The sequence below is a fragment of the Saccharospirillum sp. ABV4_185 genome, from assembly GCF_056159245.1.
The window spans coordinates 2632354-2657950 of record NZ_JBSWUW010000001.1 but is presented as its reverse complement, the minus strand read 5'-3'; the positions used below and the strand labels follow the sequence as shown (position 1 = coordinate 2657950).

Annotated in this window: 21 protein-coding genes; 11 read left to right on the top strand and 10 right to left on the bottom strand. The window is 58.4% G+C overall.

Annotation, left to right across the window (positions count from 1 at the left end; genetic code table 11):
• Positions 1-7: 7 nt before the first annotated feature.
• From ACXAE6_RS12565 to ACXAE6_RS12555, 3 genes are read right to left on the bottom strand one after another with little or no spacing between them, the layout of a single operon-like run.
• The gene (locus tag ACXAE6_RS12565; protein WP_475148520.1) at positions 8-1231 is read right to left on the bottom strand and encodes an ABC transporter permease; all 1224 of its coding nucleotides are present in this window, start codon (positions 1229-1231) and stop codon (positions 8-10) included.
• Positions 1228-2454, bottom strand: a complete 1227-nt coding sequence (locus tag ACXAE6_RS12560; RefSeq protein WP_475151746.1) for an ABC transporter permease — start codon at positions 2452-2454, stop codon at positions 1228-1230. Before ACXAE6_RS12560 ends, ACXAE6_RS12565 begins: the two co-directional genes overlap by 4 nt.
• 15 nt (positions 2455-2469) lie before the next feature.
• Entirely contained in the window at positions 2470-3207 is a 738-nt protein-coding gene (locus tag ACXAE6_RS12555) for an outer membrane lipoprotein-sorting protein (protein ID WP_475148515.1), read from the bottom strand.
• Positions 3208-3266: 59 nt separating this feature from the next.
• On the opposite strand from ACXAE6_RS12555, the gene ACXAE6_RS12550 reads away from it, so the two are divergent.
• From ACXAE6_RS12550 to ACXAE6_RS12525, 6 genes are all read left to right on the top strand, one after another.
• The gene (locus ACXAE6_RS12550; RefSeq protein ID WP_475148509.1) at positions 3267-3404 is read left to right on the top strand and encodes a hypothetical protein; all 138 of its coding nucleotides are present in this window, start codon (positions 3267-3269) and stop codon (positions 3402-3404) included.
• Between the two features lie 9 nt (positions 3405-3413).
• Positions 3414-4952 carry an apolipoprotein N-acyltransferase gene (gene lnt / locus ACXAE6_RS12545; RefSeq protein WP_475148505.1) on the top strand — a complete coding sequence of 513 codons (1539 nt, stop codon included), beginning with the start codon at positions 3414-3416 and terminating at the stop codon, positions 4950-4952.
• A 341-nt stretch (positions 4953-5293) separates the two neighbouring features.
• The gene (locus ACXAE6_RS12540; RefSeq protein WP_475148501.1) at positions 5294-6097 is read left to right on the top strand and encodes an ABC transporter ATP-binding protein; all 804 of its coding nucleotides are present in this window, start codon (positions 5294-5296) and stop codon (positions 6095-6097) included.
• Positions 6084-6788 (top strand): ABC transporter ATP-binding protein, encoded by a 705-nt coding sequence (locus ACXAE6_RS12535; RefSeq protein WP_475148497.1) that lies wholly within the window; start codon positions 6084-6086, stop codon positions 6786-6788. Before ACXAE6_RS12540 ends, ACXAE6_RS12535 begins: the two co-directional genes overlap by 14 nt.
• Positions 6789-6806: 18 nt before the next feature.
• The gene (locus tag ACXAE6_RS12530; RefSeq protein ID WP_475148493.1) at positions 6807-7799 is read left to right on the top strand and encodes a branched-chain amino acid ABC transporter permease; all 993 of its coding nucleotides are present in this window, start codon (positions 6807-6809) and stop codon (positions 7797-7799) included.
• A complete protein-coding gene (locus ACXAE6_RS12525; RefSeq protein WP_475148489.1) occupies positions 7799-9064 on the top strand; it encodes a branched-chain amino acid ABC transporter permease in 1266 nt (421 codons plus the stop codon). The genes ACXAE6_RS12530 and ACXAE6_RS12525 overlap by 1 nt, the downstream gene beginning before the upstream one ends.
• Positions 9065-9124: 60 nt before the next feature.
• Here ACXAE6_RS12525 and ACXAE6_RS12520 read toward each other — a convergent pair whose 3' ends face one another.
• The gene (locus tag ACXAE6_RS12520; protein WP_475148483.1) at positions 9125-10048 is read right to left on the bottom strand and encodes an AraC family transcriptional regulator; all 924 of its coding nucleotides are present in this window, start codon (positions 10046-10048) and stop codon (positions 9125-9127) included.
• A gap of 101 nt (positions 10049-10149) precedes the next feature.
• Between ACXAE6_RS12520 and ACXAE6_RS12515 the strand changes: the two genes are divergently transcribed.
• The gene (locus ACXAE6_RS12515) at positions 10150-10899 is read left to right on the top strand and encodes an SDR family oxidoreductase (RefSeq protein ID WP_475148476.1); all 750 of its coding nucleotides are present in this window, start codon (positions 10150-10152) and stop codon (positions 10897-10899) included.
• 248 nt (positions 10900-11147) lie between these two features.
• Here ACXAE6_RS12515 and ACXAE6_RS12510 read toward each other — a convergent pair whose 3' ends face one another.
• The 3 genes from ACXAE6_RS12510 to ACXAE6_RS12500 form a co-directional block, all read right to left on the bottom strand.
• The gene (locus tag ACXAE6_RS12510) at positions 11148-13601 is read right to left on the bottom strand and encodes a DUF6242 domain-containing protein (RefSeq protein WP_475148473.1); all 2454 of its coding nucleotides are present in this window, start codon (positions 13599-13601) and stop codon (positions 11148-11150) included.
• 317 nt (positions 13602-13918) lie between these two features.
• On the bottom strand, positions 13919-15139 hold the full coding sequence (locus tag ACXAE6_RS12505) for an ABC transporter substrate-binding protein (protein ID WP_475148471.1): 1221 nt from the start codon (positions 15137-15139) through the stop codon (positions 13919-13921).
• Positions 15140-15329: 190 nt separating this feature from the next.
• Positions 15330-16814: an alpha/beta fold hydrolase gene (locus ACXAE6_RS12500; protein ID WP_475148467.1), complete on the bottom strand. Its 1485-nt coding sequence runs from the start codon at positions 16812-16814 to the stop codon at positions 15330-15332.
• A gap of 60 nt (positions 16815-16874) precedes the next feature.
• Here ACXAE6_RS12500 and ACXAE6_RS12495 point away from each other — a divergent pair, with 60 nt between their 5' ends.
• From ACXAE6_RS12495 to ACXAE6_RS12480, 4 genes are all read left to right on the top strand, one after another.
• Complete coding sequence (locus ACXAE6_RS12495) at positions 16875-18071, top strand: acetate/propionate family kinase (RefSeq protein WP_475148463.1); 1197 nt, start codon at positions 16875-16877, stop codon at positions 18069-18071.
• Between the two features lie 3 nt (positions 18072-18074).
• On the top strand, positions 18075-20216 hold the full coding sequence (gene pta, locus ACXAE6_RS12490) for a phosphate acetyltransferase (protein WP_475148461.1): 2142 nt from the start codon (positions 18075-18077) through the stop codon (positions 20214-20216).
• Between the two features lie 101 nt (positions 20217-20317).
• Positions 20318-21256: a D-2-hydroxyacid dehydrogenase gene (locus ACXAE6_RS12485; protein WP_475148459.1), complete on the top strand. Its 939-nt coding sequence runs from the start codon at positions 20318-20320 to the stop codon at positions 21254-21256.
• Between the two features lie 183 nt (positions 21257-21439).
• Positions 21440-22111, top strand: a complete 672-nt coding sequence (locus tag ACXAE6_RS12480; RefSeq protein ID WP_475148456.1) for a MaoC family dehydratase — start codon at positions 21440-21442, stop codon at positions 22109-22111.
• A 23-nt stretch (positions 22112-22134) separates the two neighbouring features.
• Here ACXAE6_RS12480 and prmC read toward each other — a convergent pair whose 3' ends face one another.
• The 3 genes from prmC to hemA all read right to left on the bottom strand — a co-directional run bounded on the left by prmC (position 22135) and on the right by hemA (position 25401).
• Positions 22135-22953 carry a peptide chain release factor N(5)-glutamine methyltransferase gene (gene prmC, locus ACXAE6_RS12475; RefSeq protein ID WP_475148453.1) on the bottom strand — a complete coding sequence of 273 codons (819 nt, stop codon included), beginning with the start codon at positions 22951-22953 and terminating at the stop codon, positions 22135-22137.
• The gene (gene prfA, locus ACXAE6_RS12470) at positions 22950-24032 is read right to left on the bottom strand and encodes a peptide chain release factor 1 (protein ID WP_475148450.1); all 1083 of its coding nucleotides are present in this window, start codon (positions 24030-24032) and stop codon (positions 22950-22952) included. Before prfA ends, prmC begins: the two co-directional genes overlap by 4 nt.
• Positions 24033-24144: 112 nt before the next feature.
• Positions 24145-25401 carry a glutamyl-tRNA reductase gene (hemA, locus tag ACXAE6_RS12465; protein WP_475148447.1) on the bottom strand — a complete coding sequence of 419 codons (1257 nt, stop codon included), beginning with the start codon at positions 25399-25401 and terminating at the stop codon, positions 24145-24147.
• Between the last annotated feature and the right edge of the window lie 196 nt (positions 25402-25597).

Here is a 25597-nt window from a genome sequence, read left to right as displayed (position 1 = left end):
CCCGATGCTATAGACTTTTGTGCAGCGCCTGGGCCGGCACAATGCGTGCCGCGTGCGCCGCCGGATAGAGGCAGGCGAGCAGCGTTAACGCCAGTACCCAGACCGGCAAAATGATCAATTGGCTGAGCTGCAACTGGGGCCGAATCACTTCGTTCAGCGCCACGCCGGCCACTTCCATACCGCCGTAATCGATGCCGATCTGCGCCACCAAAACCGTGACCACCACACCCACCAACAGGCCAATGACAATGGCGCCGATGCCGAGCAACAGACCTTCACTCAGAATCAAACCAAAGAGACTGGACCGGCGCGTACCGATGGCGAGCAGCACGCCGAATTCCCAGGTACGTTCGTAGATCGACATAAACAGACCGTTGATCACACCCAGCGCGGCCAGCACAAATAAAATGATGCCGACGATGACCGTCGAGTAACGCGTCATCTGCAACATGCCATCGAGTTGCGGCATCAATTGCGGCCAGCCTTCGGCGACGCGATCGGCGTTGCTGAGTTCGGCGAAGAGCGGCAAATCCGCTTGGCCGGCGAGCGATGCCTGACGCAGATTGAACGCCAGTTCGTGGACCTGATTGCCAATGCCGAGCATTTGCTGAGCGCGCGGCAGCAGAATAAAAGCAGCGTTTTCGTCGAGTTCGCGAGCGTTAAAACGGAAGATGCCGGAGACGCGAAACAGCTGTTGCTCGGCGGTTTCATCGACCTGGTTGTGCAGCGACAGCACGATGCGATCGCCCAGTTCCGCTTCCAGCAATTGCGCCAGACGCCAGCCGATCAGCAACTGCGTCTCGCTGCCGCCGGCATCGAGATAGTCGCCGTCGACCACCACGCTTTCCAGCTTCGACACCCGCGCCTCGCGCTGCGGATCGATGCCCATCACCTGCACCGCCCGGTTGCTGGCCGAGCTCGATACCATGCCGAATGCCAGCGCGCGCGGTGCGGCGGCTTCAACCAGTTCATTCTGGTCGAGTTGGTTCAGTAACTCTGCCACCTCGCCAAAGCTGAATTGCTCATCGCGCGCGGCCAGATAATCGCGTTGATGAATTTGCGCATCGCCGCCGTAGAGGCGCGTCGCCGAGCGCACCATGGTATCGGCCATGGCGGAAATCACGCCATCGGTCAGCACCAGCGCCGCCAGACTGAGGCTGATGATCATCCCCGTTAACAGGGTGCGCCGCCGGTTGCGCGCCAGATTACGCAGTGCCAGTTGCCAGCTCATAAGCGTCGCATCGCCTCCACCGGAACCAGTCGTGCGGCGCGCCAGGCCGGCCACAGCGCCACGATCAGAGTGGCAGCCAGGATCAGCAATGCCGGTTGCACAAAAACATACAACGACATCTGGCCGGCATAACGGGTGAACAGCACGCCGGAAAATTCGATCGGCTCGATGTCCAGACCGACCCAGCTAAACCAGGCGTTGATCGGCAACAACAGAATCAAGGCCAACAGGCAGGCGATGATGGAGAGCAATGCCGCTTCGAGCATGATCAGCCGGAACAATCGTCCCGGCGACGTGCCGATGGCCTTGAGCACACCGAATTCGCCGGTGCGCTCCATCACCGACATCAAAATAGTGTTCAGCACACCGACGCAGACCAGGAAGATCAGTATCACCATGGTCACCTGTCCCCCGGACTTGTCGGCTTCCATGGTGCGGTAGAAGTCGGCTGCGACCACCTGCCAGGAGCTGGCTTCGACAGCCTCGCGCCAATGTTGCCCGGCCCAGGCGTCGAGTTGTTTGGCCAGTTGTGGCGCGCGCCGGTAGTCATGACCGAGCACAATCAAACGGTGCGCTTTTCCGGGCATGGCATAGAACTGCTGGGCGGCGCGCAGCGGCAGCATCACCCGCCGCGATTCGGCGCTGTCGATGCTGCCGATAATGGCGCTGACGCGGTACAGATCATTGGCCAGAGAACCATCGGCGCCCTGCGACACCAGCACCAGTTCATCGCCAACACCCAGCGCTAATTGCCGCGCTACCTGTGCGCCGATCATGGCGGAAAAATAACCCTCGGCGTCGGGCTGGGCGGTCAGGTAGGTTCCGGTTTTGACCTTGTCAGCCAGAAAAGACACCGCGGCTTCGCGCTGCGGATCGATACCAACCACTTCCACCGGGAAGCTTTTAGTCTCGCCATAGGCCAGCGCACTGCTTTCGATGCGTGGCGTGACTGCCACCACAGCGGGCTGGGTTTCCAGCGCATCCAGATCGGATTCGGAAACACTCAGGCTGTCGTACAGGCGCGGCGTCTCCACATAGCCTTCGGCGGTGATCTGCACATGGCCGGTGGTGTCCCGGGTGTAGGTGCTGAGCATCTGATCGTAACTGCCTTCGGTGACCGACAGTTGCAGCGCGGTGAGCAGATAGCCGCCGCCCAGGCTCAGCAACGTCAGAATGGTGCGACGGCGGCTACGCAAAATATTGCGCAGTGCCAGTTTGAGCATCAGCACAGCAGCCTCCTAGTTGCGTCGCCGCAGGTTCTGCAGCGTAAAGAAGCCGTCGTCGAGATCGACGTTAAAATCGAGCTGCTGATACTCAACCTCGGTGTACTGGCCGTCTTTGTTCAGTGGCGTCAGCGTCATCGTTGCGGGTAAGGCGGTGCCGTTAAAATCGGTGACATTGGAAAAGGTCATCACGCGCATCTGCTCGCCATCTTCATCGAAGTAGCGTTGTTCCAGCGGCAGCAGGCTGGCTTTATCGATGCTTAACGTCATGCCACCCCAGACGGTGACGGTGTTCTCGAAAGGCGTTAATTGCAGTTCGTAGGTGTCGGCGGTTTCACTGAGCGAGACGTCGTATTCTTCAGACCAGGAGGTGTCGCGCATCAGGTCGTCGTTGGTGAAATCCGACCCCATCCAGGAGCCCATCATCATCGATGGCGGCACTTTTACCACCTTGTTGATCTTGGGCAGGAAATTCCACATTTCGGTATCGCGCTGCAGCGTTGCCACACCGCGTTCACGCACCGGTTCAAGCACCTTCACCAGCGCATAGTCCAAACCCAGCGACCAGCTTTCCAATTGCATGGTGCGTTGGTAATCCGGCGTCACCACGGTCATGGTCATGATGGCGTGGGCGGAATCCTGCTGGTAAAGGGTGTCCATCCGCTCCAGCAATTCGGTGGCGCTCGGTGCGTTTTCTGCCTGGACGGGTATGGCCATCACCACGACCAGCAACATCAGCATAAACGGCTTCATTCGAAATCCCTGAATAGTGCAGCGAGCCGCCAGACTAGCATGAGGTCTGGGTAAGATTAATGACCAACATCAAGCGATCGATTAACCCACAAGCCAGCGCCCGTCCAACACCCTTCAAGCAACAACAGCAAAGCAACAACAGCGACTTTAAAACGCCCTCGGCTCAGGGCATGATGCGGGCCTCGTTTCGCGGTTGAGGAGCCGCCATGCCGTCCGCCCCCCGCTTCACTGGCCTGATAAAAACCGCCACCCGTCCGCGTGCTTTACCCTTGTTGGCTGTGTGCTTTGGTCTGTTATTGCCGTTGGCGTTAGCGCCCTTTTATCTGTGGCCACTGGCCTGGCTGAGCATGGCCGGGTTTTTCTGGGTGGTGCACCAGGCGCGCACTAATCGCCAGGCATTCTGGCTGGGTCTGTGTTTTGGCGCCGGCCTGTTCGGCCTGGGCATTTCCTGGGTCTATGCTTCGATGCGCACCGTCCACACCGGCGTGGCGCTGTCGGTGTTGATGACCTCGGCGTTCTGTTTCGGCTTTGCCTTGCTGTCCGGCTTACAGGCCTGGCTCTATCACCGTTTCCTCGCCGGTCGGCCGGGGGCATTAAGCCTGGGCGCACCGGCGCTCTGGGTGCTGTTCGAGTGGCTGCGCTCCTGGTTGTTTACCGGCATGCCCTGGCTGCTGGTCGGCTATTCACAAACCGGTACCTGGTTTGGGCAACTGGCGTCGCTGGTCAGTGTCTATGGTTTGAGTCTGGCGCTGGCACTGGGCGCTGCTCAGCTGACGCGCCTGGTCGTCGTTGGCCGTGCCGCCCGCTGGGGCGTGATCAGCGCGGTGGTGCTGACCCTGGTCGGTTTTGGTGCTGGGGCGCTCTTACCGGCCGACTCCTGGACCGAATCGACCGCTCGCATCCGCGCCGTGGCAGTGCAGTCCAACATCGCCCAGACCGATAAATGGCGTTCGGACATGCTGCGCCCAACGCTCGACTTCTACGGTCGTCAGGCTGGCCTGCACGCCGATGTCGATCTGATGCTGTGGCCGGAAGCGGCGCTGACCGCACGTCCGGAGCGACTCTCGACCTACCTGAATCAACTGGATCAGTTGGGGCTGGACCGCAACCAGGGCATTGTCACCGGCATCATCAACAGCGAGGACGGCCGTTACTTTAACAGCCTGCTCGGCTTCGGTACCGCGTCCGGCGAATACCGCAAACAGCATCTGGTGCCCTTTGGCGAGTATCTGCCGTTCGAGGCGCAGCTGCGCGGTCTGATCAACTTCTTCAGCATTCCGATGTCGACCATGTCGCCGGCGCAAAGCCCCCAAGGCACGATGCCGTGGCGCTATGCTGGAGAAATCCGCCAACTGGCGCCGGTGATCTGCTACGAAGCCGCCTACCCGGGTCTGGTGCGAACGCTGGCGCGTGAATCGGACCTGCTGATCATGGTCAGCAACGACGCCTGGTTCGGTGATTCGCTGGCGCCGCATCAGCATCTGCAGATCACCCGGATGCGCGCCATTGAGAACGGCCGCGACATAGTACGCGCCACCCAGAATGGCATTTCCGCATTGATCAACGCTCGCGGCCAGGTGTTGCAGCGCAGCGCTCAGTTTGAGATTGCCGCTGTTAAAGGTGAGGTCGAACTGCGCCAGGGCATCACGCCCTATCAACGTTTTGGCGGTCAGGCCTGGTTGCTGTTGCCAGTACTGATGCTGGCGTTGTGCTGGCGGCCGGCCAAAGGCACCGAGACCAAGTGAAACTTTTTGTGCCGGGCCCGAGATAGCGGCCCGGCGCGTTCATTTCCCCGCCCGAAACGTGTAGAATCGCCCGGATTTTGATCGGCCGTCGTCAATCGCTGATCCCGGCTGCGAAAAACACCTGAAAAAGAGGCGTAAGGTACCACCGAAGCGCCCGGCGTCCTCACTGACGCTCTAACTTTGCAAAATCTCGAGCGTGCCATTCCAGTGTGCCGTGCACGGCCGTCTGCTTTTGCCTCGGCGAAGCGACCTTGCTGCACCGGCCTGGATATCAATGCACGTCTATCATAGCGGCCAGTCGCCGAAGAGCGGCGGCCAACCCAATAAATGTGGGAGGGTTAATGAGTTCCATCATTGACGTCAGCGGCGTTTCGAAAGCCTTCGGCGCGCTGCAAGTCATCAACGACTGTTCGATCAGTGTCGAGCAAGGTTCCATCACCGGCTTGATCGGCCCCAATGGCGCCGGCAAATCGACACTGTTCAACCTGATCGCCGGTACCTTTCCGGTCGACAGCGGTCGCATCACCCTGGACGGCGAAGACATCACCAACCTGCCGTCCCAGCAATTGTTCGACAAAGGCCTGTTGCGGACTTTCCAGATTGCCCAGGAATTCAGTCATCTGAGCGCTTTGGAAAACCTGATGATAGTGCCGCCGGAACAGCCGGGTGAAAATATCTTCAACACCTGGTTTCGTCCTGGCCTCGTCGCCGCCCGTGAAGCGCAGGTGCGCCAAAAAGCCATCGATGTGATCGACTTTATCGGCCTCAGCCACGTGCGCAACGAACTGGCCGGTAACCTCTCTGGTGGTCAGAAAAAACTGCTGGAACTGGGTCGCACCATGATGGTTGACGCCAAGGTGGTGCTGCTCGATGAAATCGCCGCCGGTGTTAACCGCACCCTGCTCAAAGATCTGGTGCGTAACATTCAGCGCCTGAACGAGGAGTTGGGTTACACCTTTTTGGTCATCGAGCACGACATGGATATGATCGCCGAGCTCTGTGATCCGGTCATCGTGCTGGCCCAAGGCAGTGTCATGGTCGAGGGCACCATCGAAGAGATTCAAAACAACTCCGCCGTCATCGAAGCCTACTTCGGCAGCGACCCAACCGAGCCGACCACCGGAGCATCCAATGGCCCTGCTTGAAACCCATAACATTTTCGCCGGTTACGGCGGCATGAACATTCTCAATGGCGTCAACATGAGCATTGAGCAGGACGAAATCGGTGTGATTGTTGGCCCCAACGGCGCCGGTAAATCGACCACGCTGAAAGCCATTTTCGGTTTGCTCAACATCAACGACGGCAACATCACCTTGCGCGGTGAAGACATCACCAACAACGCGCCCGATGCGCTGGTGCGCAAAGGCATGGCGTTTGTACCGCAGGAACACAATGTGTTCGTCAGCCTGAGCGTCGAAGAAAACCTGGAAATGGGCGCCTTCACGCGCAAAGACGACTACGGCTATATGCTCGAGCGCGTCTACTCCTTCTTCCCGGACTTAAAAGACAAACGCCGCCAACCGGCTGGTGAACTCTCTGGCGGTCAGCGTCAGATGGTCGCCATGGGCCGGGCGCTGATGGTCGAACCCAGCCTGCTGTTGCTGGACGAGCCGACCGCCGGTCTGTCGCCGCTCTATATGAATGAAATTTTCGAGCGCGTGATCGCCGTGAACGAAAGCGGTGTGGGTGTATTGATGGTGGAGCAAAACGCCAAGCAGGCACTGCGCATTGCGCACAAGGGGTTCGTGTTGGCCGCCGGCCAGAACCGTTACACAGACACCGGCGCCAATTTGCTCGCCGACCCGGAAGTGGCGAAAAGCTTCCTGGGTGGTTGAGGTTACAAGGAGTCCGTTTTGAACGAGCTGATTTTCTTTATCAATTTCGTGCTGATTTCCGGAGCCGTGATCGGTTCCATCTACGCCATAGGTGCTATCGGTGTGACGCTGATTTTCGGCATTCTGCGTTTCGCGCACTTTGCCCACGCCGACATGATGACCATGGGCACCTTTCTGGTTCTGGTGCTGACGGCGTTATTCCCGGCAGTCGGTCCGGCCATCGGTTTGCCCACCGCCTTTGTGATGATGCCAGTCGCCATGGCGGCCACGGCAGTCATCGCCATCGGCCTCGATAAAGCCTTCTACAAACCGCTGCGTGAAAACAATGTGAAGCCAGTGGTGATGGTAATGGCGTCGGTCGGTGTCACCCTGATGCTGCAAGGCCTGATTCGTTTCTTCGCCGGTACCGGCACCCAAAGCCTGTACATCGACGATCGCAAAAGCATTTTCAGTTTTGGTTTGACCGAAGCCTCGGAACAAATCGTCGTCACCGAACCGCAAATTCTGCTGTTTCTGTTTACGATTTTCGCCGTCGTCGCGCTGCATTTCTTTTTGAACCGTACGCGTCTGGGTAAGGCGATGCGCGCCATGTCCGACAACCCGGATCTGGCTCGCGTTTCCGGCATCAACACCAACACGGTTGTGGGTGTGACCTGGGTGATTGCCGGTGCCCTGGCCTGTGCCGCCGGCACTTTATTGTCGCTCGACGTCACGCTGAAACCCGACCTCTCCTTTATGATTTTGCTGCCCATTTTCGCCGCCGCCATCGTCGGTGGTGTGGGTCATCCTTACGGTGCTTTGGTCGGCGGTTTTGTGGTCGGTTTTGCCGAAACGCTGGCGGTATTCAACTGGGCCATCCTGCTGCGCCCGTTGGAAACAGCCTTCGGTTGGGATCTGCCGGCCGACCTGTCGTTCGTGCCGACTGAATACAAAATCACCATTCCGTTCTTCATTCTGGTCGCGATTCTGGTTTGGCGCCCGACCGGCATCCTGAAAGGGAAGGTCCTGTAATGAATCAATCCGAAAAAAATCTTTATCTGTTTGGCGGCCTGGCGCTGATTCTGGTGCTGGTGTTCGCCTTTATGGGCGCGCCGTTCAGCATTCGTCTGCTCGCCGAAGCCGCCTGCTACGCCATTCTCGCTCTGGGCCTGACCATTCAGTGGGGCTATGCGGGCTTGTTTAACGCCGGCATCATGGGTTTTGTTGCGCTCGGCGGTTTTATGTCGGTGCTGCTCGGCTTCCCGATCAACGAAGATTTCTGGGGCACCGACCTGCCCGGCCAACTGGGCGGTGTCGCTTTAAAAGCCTTGTTAGTTGTGGCTGTGGTCGTCGGTTTAACCCAGTTGAAGCGTCTCGGTGCACCGAAGAAACTCGGCACCTGGCTTGGCATTATCGTCGGTCTGCTGGGTTATCTGTGGATCAAGGTGTCGCTCGATCCGGTCGCCTCGGCCATTGAATCCGAAGCCGGCTTTATCGGCGGTCTGGGTTTACCGGTCTGGCTGGGTTGGTTGGTCGGCGGCGCACTGGCGGGTGCCGTGGCTTATTTTATCGGCCATATCTGCCTGGGTTTGCGTTCGGACTATCTGGCCATTGCCACCCTCGGTATTGCTGAAATCATCAAGGCGTTTTTGAAAAACGCCGACTGGCTGACGCGCGGTACCTTAACGGTATCGCCGATTCCCTGGCCGGTGCCCGGCCCGGCCGAGATTGGTTTTGTTGGCGCACGAGCGGCTTATCTGTCGCTGACGGCGGTCATCATCGCGCTGCTGTTCTTCCTGCTGCATCGTGCTTACAACGCGCCCTGGGGCCGGACCATGCGTTCGATTCGCGACAACGAACTGTCGTCAGCCGCCATGGGTAAAGACGTCAACGGTCGCCGCCTGGAAGTCTTTATTTTTGGTTCTGTATTGATGGGCATTGGCGGTGCTGCGCTGATCACCTTCAACGGCATTTTCGACCCCAGTGGTTTCCTGCCGTTGAACCACACCTTTTTGATCTGGGTGATGGTGATTCTCGGCGGTCCGGGTAACAACCTGGGCACGCTGTTCGGTGCAGTTTTTGTCTATGTGGTCTGGACCATGTCCGAACCGGTCGCGCTGCTGTTACTCGACGTGATCCGCAACCTGGGCGAAGCCTGGTTTGGCTGGCAGGCACCGAGCGATCTCGACAGCCGTGCGCTGCAAGCGCGGGTTTTTGTGATCGGGCTGATCATTTCACTGGTGTTGCGTTACGCACCCAAAGGTTTGATCCCCGAACAGGTGAAACACCACACCTGAGTAAAAAATTGCCGTTAACAAAGCCACCTTCGGGTGGCTTTTTTATTGCCTGCTGCGAGTTCAAATTGCGCTCAAGCGGTTCGCCAACGACGCCTGATAATGCCCCGGCGAACACCCCACATAGCGACTGAAAGCCACGCTGAAAGCACTGCCCGATCCATAGCCGACCTTGGCGGCGATATCGGCGACGCTGTCGTGGCCGGCGCGTAAATAAGCTTTGGCCAGCGACATGCGCCAGCGTTTTAAATAACTCATCGGTGGCATGCCGACCCGTTCGATAAAGCGATTAAAAAACGCCGAACGCGACAGCGCTGCCTGGGCCGCGAGATCGGCGACACTCCAGTTGCGTTCGGGCGCGTCGTGCATGCTGTGCAGTGCCAGCGCCAGGCGTTCATCCGCCAGGCCGTTGAGCAGGCCGGACGAGGTTTCGGTTTCCGGGGCGCCGCGCAGCGCTTCAATCAACAACACCTGCAACAGATGCTCCAGCACCCGATCACGCGCCGGGCGCTGATGGCGTGCTTCATCGCGCACCAGTTGTGCCAGATGGCCGAGCCGGCTGTCGCCACGCACCACCACACGGTCTGGCAATAACGGCAGCAGCATGTCGCTGTCAGTGGCGTCGAACTGGCAGTAACCGATCAGTAACTGGGTATCGACGGGCTGGTCGGCTTCCCCGACACGAACGTGGCCGGCCTCGCCTGCCACCAATACCGGCTGGCTTTCCAACTCGGCCGGTGCCGCGGGTTTCTGGCTCGACATGGCAAAAGACAGCGCATCGGGTACCAGCACAAAATCGCCGGCGTGCAGGTCGAGCGGTGCGCGACCGTCCAGCTCCAGGCGACTGCCACCGCTCAACACCAAACCATAAAAGGCCCGGCCAACATCGCTGCGCCGTACCCGCCAGGCACCGGCGGCATCGACCTGTTTGGAATAGGGCGCCCGGGGTTGCAACAGCTCGATCACCTGTAAAAAGGGGTCGATCATAAAAAGACTATCTCTAACACAAACCGTATTTTTGATTATAGATAGTTTAGTTGCGTCGGTCGACAATAAGGGCGTCACTCACCACACAGGACACCAACCATATGAAAACCGTCATGATTACCGGCTGCTCCTCCGGCTTTGGCCGCGACACCGCCACCTTCTTTTTGCAACAGGGCTGGAAGGTGATCGCCACCATGCGCGTTCCCCGTCAGGACGCGCTGCCAACGTCCGAACAGCTCACCATTTTGCCGCTGGACGTTACCGATGCCGATTCCATTGCCCGCGCCGCCAAGGCCGCTGGCGAGGTGGATGTGCTGGTCAATAATGCCGGCATCGGCTGGATGGGCCCGCTGGAAGGCACTTCGCCGGAGATGGTGCGCGAGCTGTTTGCCACCAACACCTTTGGCACGATGGAAATGATCCGCGCTTTGCTGCCGCAGTTTCGTACCCGTGGCAGTGGCGTCATCATCAATGTGTCGTCCAGCACCACGCTGAAAGCCCTGCCCTTGCTGTCGGTCTATACCGCCAGCAAAGCGGCCGTTAATGCCTTTACCGAAAGCCTGGCGCTGGAGCTCGCCGATTTCGGCATCCGCACCCATCTGGTGTTGCCCGGCCAGGCACCGGAGACTCAGTTCTCGGCCAATGCCCGGCCGCGTATGGCAGCCGCCGGCAGCATTCCGGAAACCTATCGGGCCTTTGCTGATGGCGTGTTTGCGGCGCATGCAGCCGCCGCTTCGGGCGAGGTGACCCGCATCGAGGATGTGACTGCGGCGATCTGGCGTGCGGCGACGCAAGACGACTGCCCGCTGTGGCTGCCCGCCGGTGCCGACTCGGTGGCACTGGCCGGATAAAGCAACGGTGTTTAAACCAACAGCGGTTCAATCGCAGTGACCCGTCCGAAAATAGGTTGATGGTTTTAATCAAGCCAGTGGCGCCCCAGCAACTGGCTTTTTTATGCGTTCGTCCACACCCATTAAGCCCTGGCGTCCGGCTTTGTTGAAGACGCCGTAACGTTCAACCAAAAGCAACGTTCAACCAAAAGCGACACCCATAAAAAAGGATGCCGAAGCATCCTTTTTGTTTCAGTTTAAAGCGGTCGTTACGGCTTTGGCCGAAACGCGTTTTTCAGCGACAATTGCCAATCTTTGCCGTCGGTGGATCGCCAGATTTGGTTGTCCTCTCCATCATTGCTTTCACCGCCGATCAACAATAACTGCGAGTGGCTGTCGGCACTGTCCTCGCTGGGGTAAACCACGACTTGGTGTCCGGCACGGCCGGAGAAAGTTGCCGCACTTGTTTCCTCCTGCCATTTAACGCCATCGGTTGACGACCAGACGTCATTTTTCCGACTACTCCCACCGATCAGCCAGAGCCGTTCGCCGTTACCATCTTTCGCGTCATAAGCCACGACCTGATGACCTGAGCGCGCTGAAAAACAAGCAGCATCCTGGCACTGTGAGTGACGCAACTCCCAGTCTTCGCCATCCGATGAAGACCAGACATCTTTTTGCCCGCCACTGCCACTATCCCCGCCAATCAACCACATCTCTTTGCCGTCCACGTCAGCGTCGCCGTCAAAGACCACCAGTTGATGAAACAAACGGCCGCTGAACATCTGGTCGGGAGTTTCGGCCTGCGTCCAATCTGTGCCATTGGACGAAGACAAAACATCATTCAGATAATTTCCTTCATCATCTTGGCCACCCACCAACCACAACTGCTCGTCAAACACGACCACCTGATGACCAAAGCGCGCCGAGAAGCAGTTAGCGGTGCAGTTTCGCTCGGTCCATTGAATGCCATCGAGTGACGACCAGACGTCATTGAGCTTGTGTTCATCCGCGTCCATACCACCAAACAACCAGAGTTTTTCCTGCTGATCATCCGGGTCTCTAAACACCACCAACTGATGGCCTTCGCGGGGTGCAAACAAAGCTTCACCGGGGATGCTGTTAACGGCGGTTTGAAGCGTCCAATCGACGCCATCGATGGACGACCAGACTTCGCTCTTACCCGCCGAGTGGCCCACCATCCACAACCGTTCACCCTCGCCACCATTAAATGCCACCGCCTGATGCCCGGCCTGCGGTGAAAAGTCGGCGAAGGGAAGTTGGCGAACCCAGTCGTTGCCGTTTTCGGTGGACCAGGTTTGATTGCCGATGCCTGAACCGCCTACCAGCCAAAGTTCGTTTTGGTCATCGTGGTTGGTATCGGCGACGAGCAGTTGGTGATAGAAGACCGGGTTAAACGGAACAGCGGGATTGTTGTGTTGGGTCCAGTTAGTGCCATCGGACGAGGACCAGACTTCGTTGAGTGTGGTGTTACTATTATCACCACCCCCGACCAGCCAGAGTTGCACGCCCTCACCATCCCCAGCATCGAAAATGGCGACTTGGTGGCCGTAGCTTACACCAGAGGGCAAATCCTCCTCGTGGTGAGTCCAGGCGACACCGTTTTCTGACGACCAGATGTCACTCTTGCCCGATCCACCCATCAGCCACAATTCCGGCTCGCCATTATCGTCGCTATCGAAGACCGCTAACTGATGGCTCTCCCTCCTCGAAAACAGTGTTTTATCGTTTGGGTCGACAGTGTTTGATAACTCTTTCTGCTGGCCCCAATCCACGCCATTGGTCGATGTCCAGACTTCATCCCCACCCTGGTAACCACCCAACAACCACAACTCGGGCTGACCATCCCGGTCAGAATCAAATACCGCAATCTGGTGACTATCTCGGGCAGAAAAACGCTGGTTGTTCTCGATCGGATGCAAGGTCCAATGAACAGCGTCCGTTGAAGACCAGACATCATTGCGCTCGCTATCGTCAGTACCACCGATCAACCACAACTGCTCACCCTCTCCATCCCGCGCATCGAACACCACCACTTGATGCCCTCCGCGCCCAAGAAACAGCGCTGTGTCTTTATCATCACCCGCATTGACCGAACGGTGCGGCACCCAAGTCCGGCCATCGGTGGAAGACCAGAGGTCGTGCTCACCGTCAGAGAAATAACCCCCCACCAGCCAAAACTGATCCCTGAAATACACCACTTGGTACCTGGAGGTGCCCGGAAAACGCTGCGCATTCAGCTCGGTCACATAGTCGCGTCCATCGGTTTGCAGCAGCGCGTAGCTGGGCGCTGTCAGGCTGATATTGTCGTCATTCCCGACGCTGAAGGGCGTGGTTTTGGGGAGCTCCAACTTAGAGCAACGCGCATTCAGGCTCTTCAGGCATTCTGGATCGGTGTAGGTATAGAGTTTGGTGTTATCACCGACGATGGAGCCGGTGAGCGTGAGTTGGTTATTGCTTTGTTGCGTGCCGTCCTCCGCCTGCTTTTCTTCGCCTACCCAAACGCTGAGCTGAAGGTCGTCGATGACCGGGCCGGGTTCCTCTACAGGACCTGGGCCTTGATTCGGTGGCGCGCTGCTGGAACCGGAATCACAGGCGGCTAAGCCTGCCACCAGCACCACAGACGCCGACCAACGTAAAAAAAGACGAAACCGGCCGCTGCTTACCTGGCTGGCTAGCTGGCTGACTGCCAAAACGTTCATAAGACCATCCTCTGGTTTATGGATTTTAAAGGAGCGGCCGAACCGCTCTGGTGTGCGAGGATTGTCGAATGACCGTTCAGATAACGCCATTTTATTGGCGTTTTATATTGTGAATTACGTCATGTTTTTGACATGACGCTATCGTAATAGCGCATCCGCGAGGTTTTTTTGAGATTGGGCATGAAGGCCGAGTGTTCAGTCGTGCATGAGTGACTGACGCTCGTTACCAAGGGAGGAATGCGTTTGAAGACATGCAGACACATCATAAAAAAAGCCGGCACTGGGCCGGCTTTCTTATTTTAAGCAGTTCGCGCTGATCAGTTACCTGCGCGGCCTACTTCGACGAAACGCCCACCACGGACGGTCATTTCTACGATCACACCCGGAACGTCGCCGTTGGCATCGAACTCGTGGGAGCCAGTGGCACCTTCGTAGTTGATGTCGGCGCCTTCAGCCAGCAGGGCTTTGGCTTTTTCCCATTCGCCCGGCAGGATGACTTCACCCGGAGCGGAAGCGATGTCGCGCAGTGCAGCGCTCAGGCCGTCACGGCTGTTGCCGTTTTTCTCGATGGCCAGCGCCAGCATGAAGGCGGCGTCGTAAGCTTGACCGGCGAACACAGAGTTCGGATCGAAGCCAGCTTCTTCAGCCTGGGCAGCGAACAGTTCGGCACCCGGCAGTTCCGGAGTACCCGGACGAGTGGCGATCATGCCAGCCAGGACGTCAGCACCGACCGCAGACACCAGGGCGTCACCGACCATGCCATCCGCACCGATATAAGTGCTGAACGCACCGCTTTCGTATGCCTGACGCAGAATGGTCTGACCAGAGCCGTCGGCGTAAGCCAGTACGACCAGGTTTTCAGAACCGCTGCCGGTCAGAGAACCGATTTCAGCGCGGTAGTCCGCTTTGCCGTCTTCGTGCGCCAGGTTGGCAGTCACTTCACCGCCATTGGCTTCGAAGGCTGCTGCGAAGGCATCGGCCAGGCCTTTACCGTAATCGTTGTTAACGTAGGTCACAGCGGCGTCTTCGATGCCTTTGCTGATCAGCAACTGAGCCAGTACTTCACCCTGATAGGCATCAGACGGCGGCGTACGGAAAACCAGATCGTTGTCGTCCAGATCGGTCAGCGCCGGCGAAGTGGAAGCCGGAGAAATCATCACCACGTTGGCCGGAACAGCAACGTTGTTGGCCGCAGCGATGGTAGCGCCAGAGCACAGAGCCCCAACGATGGCAGTAACGCCTTCGGTGTTAACCAGACGGTCAGCGCCGCTGGTGGCAACAGAAGAGTCGGCACAAGAAGTGTCGGCACTCGGAATCAGCAGTGTTTCGCCATCGAGGATACCGCCTTGGGCATTCACTTGAGCCACAGCCAGTTCAGCGCCGGAAAAAATCGGCGGTGTCAGGCTTTCAATCGGACCAGTGAATCCGCCCAGAAAGCCAATTTTGACTTCTTGCGGACGTGATTGCTGGACGAAAACAACGGCCAGAACAATCACAACGGCGACCACAATGGCGCCAATGGTAAGTTTTTTATTCATGAGTCTCTCTCGCAAAAGGTTGGTCATTCCCTAGAGGTTACCTAAGGGACGGACCTCGCCATGTTGCGGAGTTTTGTAAAGAAAAACAAGGGGGCTGGCGGCTCTAGCGCGGGCTTCCTACCGGGTTTTGAACACCGCTATGAAGCCTGTCGCATTTCTGCGTTAAAGATGGCCAATGTAAAGGTCAGGCTTAGTGGGTAAAAACGCCCTGCTGCAAAAATTCAATCACCAGAGCGCGCACTTCACGGTCACGCATAATAAAGGTATGGCCGGCATCAACCAGACGAAAACCATCGGCTTCGTTTAACCGAGCGCTATCGACCGAGACTTTGCCATCGTGTTCGCCTTCGAACAGAAAATTAAACCAAGGATCGCTCGAACGAGTGCCGGTAATGATGCCGGTGCGCGCATCGATGGGTGCCAGACGATTCACCAGCGACTGATCATTGGTTGCCAGCGCGCCGGCGGCCGGACCCATCAACCACTGAAACCAACCCTGGTCACCAAAGGCATCGACGATTTCGCTGCCATGATTGGGCGGGCTCAGCATCACCAGACGACCGTCACCGGGCAAGGAACGAAACTGCAAAACATAGCGCGCTAAAATGCCGCCCATCGAATGGGTGACCAGATGCACGCGCTGATAACCGCCCTGCTCCAGACTGTCCAAGGCATTGGCTGCATAGCCAGCCAGTTGCGGCAAACTCTGCTGACGACTGGGGTAAGCCTGGTTACAAGTTACGTAGCCGGCGTCGCGCAGATCACCGGCCAGTGCATTCATCGAACCTTCACCACGACCGAGGCCGTGCAACAGCAACACGACTTCTGCGCCCTCGCCTTCGGGTTCACAGAGTTCATCCTGTGGCGGCACCCAATAGGCGGCGTCGATGCGTGCTTCGCCGGCATTGATGCGCCAATCCAGATGCGGCCCGGTGGAGCGACCGGTGGTACCGATGGCGCCGATCTGATCGCCCTGTTGCAAGCGCTGCCCGACTTCGACATCCAGCCGCGACAGATGCAGGAAGGTCGACGATAAACCGGCGCCATGATTCAACATCACCGTGCCGCCACTGAAATACAGATCGGGTTCGGCCAGGGTAATAACGCCACCGGCCGGTGCGCGCACTGGCGTGCCAGTTGGCCGGGCCAGGTCAATCCCCCAATGCGGCTGACGCGGTTCGCCGTTTAAAATACGTTGGCTGCCATAGACACCGGAAATACGACCGCGGACTGGCCAGATAAAGGGCTCGCGCCAGGCGTCGTCTTCAACGATTTGCGCTCTGGCCAGGGCCGCTTTTTCGGCTTCGGCAATGATGCGATCGATCACCTGAGGCGGCGGATCAACCCGGTTTGGATCGAGGCCATCAACGCGCTGAATATTGAAATCGCGTGCGGCGATTTCGGGTTGGAAATGCTGAGTGTCACCGCTGGCCAGGGTAATGCTTAATTGTTGCGCGCCTTCGCTGTCGCGCTCGAACGGCAGCAGATAATAACCGTCACTATCAACACTGATGTCCACGCCATTAAACACCACCCGACTGCCAGCTTCGGTGTGACCGATAAAGAAACCACCACTGACCCAGGAACCATAACCCGATGGCAGTTGCGCGGCCGACACCGCCAGGGAACAACCCCAAACCATGACGCAGCTCAGTAACCGAGCCATACCTTTCATACCTGCGCTCTTATACACTTTGGGCACAACTTCCCCTTATTGTTTTATGTGGTGACCTGCTTGACGTTGAAGACTCCCATCCTGGTAATCAATTCCGGTTCGTCCTCGTTGAAATTTTCGTTATTCAGCGGCGCTTCGAATGCCGCAAACGACACTGAATTACTCAGCGGTCTGGCCGAGCGATTGGGCACACCGGAGGCGGTTTTAACATGGCAGGACGCATCTGGAAAGCAGCGCCAATCGCTCGAAGGTGAAGGTCATGAAGCGGCCCTTGCAGCCATCGGCAAACGGCTTGAAGCCGACTACGGCGCGCCCGCAGCAATCGGTCATCGCGTGGTTCATGGCGGTGAGGCGTTCAGCCAGTCGGTGCTGATCGATGCGGCCGTTATCGAGGGAATTGAAGCCTGCGCCAGCCTGGCGCCGCTGCATAACCCGCCGGCGCTGCTCGGCATCAAGGCTTTACAATCGCTTTACCCCGAGGTGCCACAGGTGGTGGTGTTCGACACCGCCTTTCACCAGACGCTGGCACCGGCGGCTTTTCTCTACGCGGTACCCAAAGACTGGTACACCGATCTGGGTGTGCGTCGCTATGGTTTTCACGGCACCAGCCATCGTTATGTGGCTGGCAAGGCGGTCGAGCAACTGCAGCTGGACCCAAACGATCATGGCGTGATCAGCGCTCACCTGGGTAACGGTTGCAGCGCGACGGCGGTGCGCAATGGTCGGGCGGTCGACACCACCATGGGTCTGACGCCATTGGAAGGTCTGGTAATGGGCACGCGTTCCGGTGATGTTGATCCGGGTTTACATGCCTACCTGGCCGATCGACTGGGTTGGTCGCTGGAGCAAATCAACGAGGCGCTTAATCGGCACAGCGGTTTGTTAGGTCTGTCGGGTCTGTCGAACGACATGCGTACCCTGATCGAAGCGGCCGATTCCGGTAACAGCGATGCGCGCCTGGCCATCGATGTATTTTGTTTCCGACTGGCGCGCAAGATTGGTGGCCTGGCGATGAGTCTGTCGCGTCTGGATGCGCTGGTCTTTACCGGCGGCATCGGCGAAAACGCCGCCGTTATTCGCAGCCAGGTGCTTGGGCATTTAAGCTTGCTCGGTTTTGCCTGCGATGAAGCAGCCAACCTGAAACCGGGCGAGCACGCCCGCATTACCCGCCCCGACTCCACCACCGCTTTGGTGATCCCAACGCGCGAAGAATGGATGATCGCCCAAGATACCCGCCGCCTGACTGAGGTTCTCTGACTTATGCAACACAGCTTTTTTGTGACCGCCACCGGTACTGGCACCGGTTTGACCTCGGTTTGTCTGGGTCTGGTTCGGGCGCTGGAACAACGCGGCGTTAAGGTCGCTTTTTGTAAGCCCATCGCCCAGACCCTGGGACGCGAAGCCGGGCCGGAACGCTCGACGCATCTGGTTAAGGCGACGCTCGGTCTGGAGCCGGCGCAGCCTCTGACGCTGGCTTATGCGCAACAAGAGTTGTCAGAAAACCGCACCGACTCGCTGATGGAAGAAGTCATCCATGTTTATCAGCAATCGGCGGGCGATGCCGATGTGGTGATTGTCGAAGGTCTGGTGCCGGTCGCCGATGAAAGTTACATCGGCAAGCTCAATGTCAATCTGGCGCGGGCGCTGGATGCCGATGTCATTCTGGTCGGCGCGCGTAACGACGACGACTGGTCCACGCTGGCCGAACGCATCCGCATGACCGCCAGTTTGTTTGGCGGCACCAGCAACGACCGCGTGCTCGGCTGCATCCTTAACAAGGTTGGCGCGCCGAGTGAGGAAAGCCAGCAGGTGTTGGCCGGCGAAGACCCGCCTGAACCGGCCAGCGTCCCGGATGTTCGGGTGACCGCCCGTTCGCTGAATGTGTTCAACGATCAATTCCGTTGCCTGGGCACCATCGCGTGGGATCCGCTGTTGGTCGCGCCGCGTGCGCTGGATGTGCAACGTCATCTGCAGGCGACGCTGTTGTATGAAGGTCAGTTGGCGGAGCGCCGCGTCCAGACCATTACGGTCTGTGCGCGCACCATGCGCAATATGTTACATACCCTGCGCGCTGGCACGTTGGTGGTCACGCCTGGCGACCGCGAAGACATTCTGCTGGCCAGTTGTATGGCGGCGCTCAATGGCGTGCCGCTGGCGGGCCTGGTCTTTACCGGCGGCATTCAACCGGATGCAGCGGTATTGGATTTGTGTCAGGCCGCCTTCAAAACCGGCTTACCGGTGATGCAGGTGCCCACCAATACCTTTACCACCGCCCAGCAGTTGAATGCGCTGAACACCGAAGTGCCGACCGATGACATCGAACGCATGGAGGCGGTGATGAACGCCGTTGCCGGCGATCTGGAAAGCGATTGGCTGCTGGAGCGCGCACGTCTGGATTTAGAAAAACGCCTGTCGCCGCCGGCATTCCGACATCGTTTGGTGCAGCAGGCGCGTGCTGCCAATAAGCGCATCGTACTGCCCGAAGGCGAAGAACCGCGCACCATTCAGGCGGCGGTGCTGTGTCACCGTAAAGGCATGGCGCGTTGTGTGTTACTGGGTCGTCCGGATGAGATAGAGCGCGTTGCCGCCAGCCAGAACCTGAGCTTGCCGGACGATCTGGAAATCATCGATCCCGAAGCGGTGCGCGAACGATACATCGCGCCCATGGTCGAGTTGCGCAAACACAAAGGTCTGAGCGAACCCATGGCCGAAGCGCAACTGGAAGACACCGTGGTACTGGCCACCATGATGCTGGCGCAGGACGAAGTGGATGGTCTGGTTTCCGGCGCGGTACACACCACCGCCAACACCATTCGCCCGGCCTTGCAGTTGATCAAAACCAAACCGGATGCGGCCTTGGTGTCGTCGGTATTCTTTATGCTGCTGCCCGACCAGGCCGTGGTGTACGGCGACTGTGCGGTCAACCCCGACCCGAACGCCAGCGAGTTGGCCGACATCGCCATTCAGTCGGGCGACTCGGCGCTGGCTTTCGGCATCGAGCCGCGCATTGCCATGATCAGTTATTCCACCGGTGAATCCGGTGCCGGCAGCGATGTCGAAAAGGTGCGTGAGGCGACCAAAATCGCGCAGCAAAAACGTCCGGATTTGTTGATCGACGGTCCGCTGCAATACGACGCTGCGAGCACCCCGAGCGTCGCCAAAGGCAAGGCACCGAACAGCAAGGTCGCGGGCCGTGCCAATGTCTTTGTGTTCCCCGATCTGAACACCGGCAACACCACCTACAAAGCCGTGCAGCGCAGCGCCAACGTGGTCAGCATCGGTCCGATGCTGCAGGGTCTGCGTAAACCGGTGAATGATTTATCGCGTGGTGCTGGTGTTGAAGACATTCTTTACACCATCGCGCTGACGGCGGTGCAGGCGGCGCAAAATCCAGCGGAATGAATAAGGGATCAGGGGCGGGCTTACTACCCGCCCCAACTTCCCTGCGATCCAATCAACCGTTACTCTTACGCTCATATTTGACTGCGACACGGGAAGCCAAGATGAAAGGCGCCTTTCTCGACCGCGGTACCTTCCCTGATGAGCTGGCATTGCAACCGCCAGCCGCCATCACCGATTGGACCGAATACCCGCTGACCCACCCCGACCAACGACTCGAACGCCTGGCCGACTGCCAACTGGCGGTGGTCAATAAGGTCGTGCTCGACGCGCCACTGCTGGCGCAATTGCCCAAGCTCGAATGCATTGCCGTCACTGCTACCGGCACTAATAACGTCGACCTCGACTATTGCAGCGACGCCGGCATCAGCGTGATCAACGCCGTCGGTTACGCCAGTGAAGCCGTCGGCGAACACGCCCTGATGCTGATGCTGGCGCTGGCTCGAAACCTCAAGGAATACCTGGCCGATGCCGACCAGCGCGGTTGGTCGGACAGCCCGTTTTTCTGCAACCGTGTTGCGCCGATTCAGAACCTCGCCGGTCGCACGCTGACTATCGTCGGTCGCGGCGCTCTGGGCGATGCGCTGGCCAGCCGGGCGGAAGCCCTGGGCATGCAACTGTGCTACGCCGAACGCGCCGGTGCCGACTCAGTCCGTGATGGCTATACCGACTTTGCAACCGCCCTGGGGCAGGCCGATGTGCTGAGCCTGCATTGCCCGCTCACTGCCGCGACGGCGAAACTGATCAACACCGAAACGCTGGCCCTGCTCAAACCTGGCTGTGTACTGATCAACACCGGTCGCGGTGGTTTGATTGACGAAAGCGCTGTTTTGGATGCCTTGCGCACCGGCCAGCTGGGCGGTGCCGGCCTGGATGTGGCCACCAACGAGCCACCGCTGCCGTCGGACACCATCTGGCGTCTGGCGGAACATCCGCGCGTTATTGTGACGCCGCATGTTGGCTGGGCGTCCAACGAAGCCATGGCGATTCTGCTGCGCCAGATCGAAGCCAAGCTGGCAAGCTGGATTAACAGTCGCGGTTAAATGGAGTTGTGACTTGTGGCCAAGAATGGCCGCAAAAAATATGGCATTATTCGTGCTTTGTCAGTTAATAGAATCAAAAGCAGTTAATAGACTCAGAACGGTGGACGTCGCCGGTACCGTTCCAATTGGCCATCACCCTGTAAGGCCTGTTATCAGCCATCACCCGGGAAAGAGGGATGCCGGATGAACGTCATCGATATGTTGAAAGAGAAGACCGAACGCCTGACGCGCAATCAGGCGGAATTTCGCGATTTAATTGCGCCACAATGGCGCGAATACTGGAGCGAACTGTGGCAAAGCGCGCGCAATTATCAGTGGGTTAACTGGATTCTCGACAGCGACCATCGTGCGCTGAGTGACGATGAAGCCCAACCCAGTTGCGATAGCCCGGAAGCGGAACTGATGCGTCAACAGTTGCTCGCTCAACTGGACACCGTGGTCTATGTCGGCGACTGGATGGCTGTGGAGCAGCATCGCATCAATCAGTTCGCCGAAGTGACTGAAGATCGCCAATGGATTCATACCGACCCGGAACGCGCCGCTGAAGAGTCACCGTTCAAGGCTGCCATCGCTCATGGCTTTCTGACGTTGTCGCTGATTCCGCGTTTGACCAACGCCGTTGACCCGCAAAACCCGCCCTACAAAGGCGCCAAGATGGTGGTCAATATGGGGCTGAATCAGGTGCGCTTTCCGTACCCGTTAAAAGCCGGCAGCCGGGTTCGTGGCAGCAAGAAAATTATTGACGTGAAGATCGTGCGTCGTGGTCTGGAAGTGACCGAAGAAATTACCGTCGAAATCGAAAACATGCGCCGCCCGGCTTGTGTTGCACAGACGGTTATTCGACTGGTTTATTAGGGAGCCTCTGAACAACGCCCCTATTACCAATGCCCCAGGCTGACCCGTTCGCGGTCAGCCAGATCATGCAAAGTTTTAATCTGGTGATAACCGGCCTGCTTAAGCAACTGACGCACCGCCTCACCCTGCTGCCAGCCATGTTCCAGAAACAACCAGCCACCGGGTTTTAACACCCGACGCCCCGCTCCGATGATGCGCCTAATATCGGCCAAGCCCTGCTCATCCGCCACCAGCGCAGAACGCGGCTCGAAGCGCACATCGCCCTGCGCCAGATGCGGGTCTTTGGCGTCGATATAAGGCGGGTTACTGACCAGCACATCCAGGCTGGCATCGGCCAGCGGCGCACACCAGTTCCCTTCCAATACCTTAACCGGCAAACCTAAGCGTTCGGCATTGAGTTGTGCCAACGCCACCGCTTCGGGAATGCGATCAATCGCCACGATATTCCAGGCCGGCCGTTCACTGGCCAGCGCTAAAGCGATGGCGCCGGTGCCAGTGCCCAAATCGGCGAGATTCAACGGCGCGGTAGCAAAGCGGTCGAGCACGGCAGCGACCAGCGTTTCGGTATCCGGACGCGGCACCAGCGTCGAGTTATCGACCGCCAGCGGCAGCGACCAAAATTCTTTCTCACCCAGAATATGCGCCACCGGCTCACCGGCGAGACGCCGCTCTAGCAGCGCTTCAAAGGTGGCCAAGGGACCCGGCTCGACGGTTTTATCCGGCCAGGTGAACAACCAGGTGCGGGTCTGACCCAGAGCGCGCGCCAACAACAGATCGGCATCGAGTGCATCGAGTCCACGCCCAAGCGCCGACTGCCGTACCGCTTTGACGCTGTTGCTCACGATGCCATCTCCGCGAGCAGCCGTGCCTGATCTTCCTGCACCAAGGGCACGATGACCGGATCGAGATCGCCGGCCATCACTTCATCAAGCTTGTACAGCGTCAGGTTGATGCGGTGATCGGTGACCCGCCCCTGCGGAAAGTTGTAGGTGCGAATGCGCTCGGAGCGGTCACCACTGCCAACCAAAGAGCGCCGGGTATCGGCTTGTTGCTGCGCCGCAGCACTTTGCTGCGCATCCTGCAAACGCGCCGCCAGCAACGACATCGCCCGGGCGCGGTTTTTGTGTTGCGAACGCTCGTCCTGACACTCCACGACGATGCCGGTCGGCAGGTGAGTAATACGAATCGCCGAATCGGTTTTGTTGACGTGCTGACCACCGGCGCCGGAAGCGCGGAAGGTATCGACGCGCAATTGATTTTTATCGATTTCGATTTCAGCCAGCTCGTCCGCTTCGGGCATCACCGCCACGGTGCAGGCCGAGGTATGAATACGGCCCTGACTTTCGGTGGCCGGAACGCGCTGCACCCGGTGCGCACCGGATTCGAATTTCAGCCGCGAATAAACGCGCTCACCGCTGATGCGAGTGATCACTTCTTTGTAGCCGCCGTGCTCACCTTCGCTGGCGGACAAAATTTCCAGACGCCAACCCAGCTGTTCGGCATAACGGGCGTACATGCGATACAGATCGCCCGCGAATAAAGCCGCTTCATCACCACCGGTACCGGCGCGAATTTCCAGGAAGACGTTCTTGCCGTCGTTGGGGTCTTTGGGCAATAACAACACTTCGAGTTGATCGCTGAGTTCGGCCAACCGGGCTTCGGCAGAACGGACTTCGTCTTTGCCCAGTTCGCGCATGTCCGGATCGCTGTCGTTGAGCATCAAACGAGCGTCTTCGAGGTCGCTTTCGCTGCCCTGGTAATCCTCAAAACAGCTGACGACTTCCTCCAGTTCAGCGTATTCCTGAGAGTAAGCGCGGAAGCGATTCTGATCGCCAATGACATCGGGTTCGGCCATTAAGCGGGCCAGTTCCTGATAACGTTCGGTTAAATCGGCCAGCTTGTGGCGGATGGAGTCTTTCATGCGTTCGCATTCCAACTGTGGTCGCAGCGAACCGTTGCCAGCAACGGTCCGAACAAAAAATGAGTGCGGTTTGAGCCGCTTGGGAGCCTCTGATCAATTTGCCCAGGGCTACCTAGGAATCTTCCAGATCGAACAGGCGCGAGGCCCAGTCACGGGCATCGGCTTCGCCGTCGCCGTGTGCTTTGCGCAAGGCAACGGTGGGCGCATGCAGCAGTTTATTGGTCAGGCCGCGCGCCAGCTGTTCCAGCACCTGCTCCGGATCGCCACCCTGGGCCAGAGCGCGGCGCGCCTTTTCCAGTTCGCTGCTTTTCATGGCTTCGGTCTTGGTGCGCAACTGACGAATCACATCCGCCGCCTGCCGTTCCATCAAGGATTGATTAAAAGCATCGGTCGAGCGGCCAATAATCTGCAACGCTTCTTTGGCGGCTTCACGTCGGCTGCGCACATTGGCTTCGATTACCGACTTAAGATCGTCGACGGTGTACAGATAGACATCGCCCAGTTCACCAACTTCGGCTTCGATATCACGCGGCACGGCGATATCGACCATAAAGACCGGACGGTGGCGGCGTTTTTTCAGAGCGCGCTCGACCATGCCTTTACCGATGATCGGCAACTGACTGGCGGTAGAGCTGATAACAATATCGGCCTTGGGTAATTCATCGGGAATGTCCGACAGCAAGACTGCACGCGCACCAAACTGTTCGGCCAATTGCTGCGCCCGGGTCAGGGTGCGGTTGGCCACTACCAGGTCGGTCACACCTTTATCGCGCAGATGACGCGCCACCAGATCGATGGTTTCACCGGCGCCAACGAGCAGCGCCCGGCAATTGCTCAGGGTATCGAAAATACGGGTGCTGAGGCTGACCGCCGCGAAGGCAACACTGACGGCATTTTCGCCGATGGCGGTTTGAGTTCGTACTGATTTGGCGACGCGGAAACTGTGCTGGAACAGATGATTCAGTTGCTGGCCGACCGAATCGTATTCCTGGGCCACGGCAAAGGCGGATTTTAACTGACCGAGAATTTGCGGCTCGCCCAGCACCATGGAATCGAGCCCGGCGGCGACCCGGCCGAGGTGTTCAATGGCCGGCCGATCGACATGAATATAGAGCGCATCGCGCAACTGATTGATATCGACGTTGTGGTAATCCGCCAGCCACTGCACCACCGCTTCGATGCTGCGCTCGTCGGCGGCGCAATAAATTTCGCTGCGGTTGCAGGTCGACAGAATGACGGTTTCTTCGATACCCGGTAACGACAACACCGCCGCCAGCGACTCCGACATGGTTTCGGGTGCAAAGCTGACCTTCTCCCGAATATCAATCGGGGCGGTCTGATGATTGATGCCGATGGCCACTAATGACATCTCAGGCGGGGTCCACTCGCTATCGCTGGAAGGCGCGTAGTCTACCGATTTTCCCGGTTCGAGGCGACAGCCCCGACAGCGGAAATGGCCGAAGGCAGGCCTTTACACGGCTTTACTCAGCACAACAGTCAGCCTGGTAGCGGCGTCGCCTTATTATCGACGGCATCGCTGCAAACTCGCACCCGGGCGCAGATGG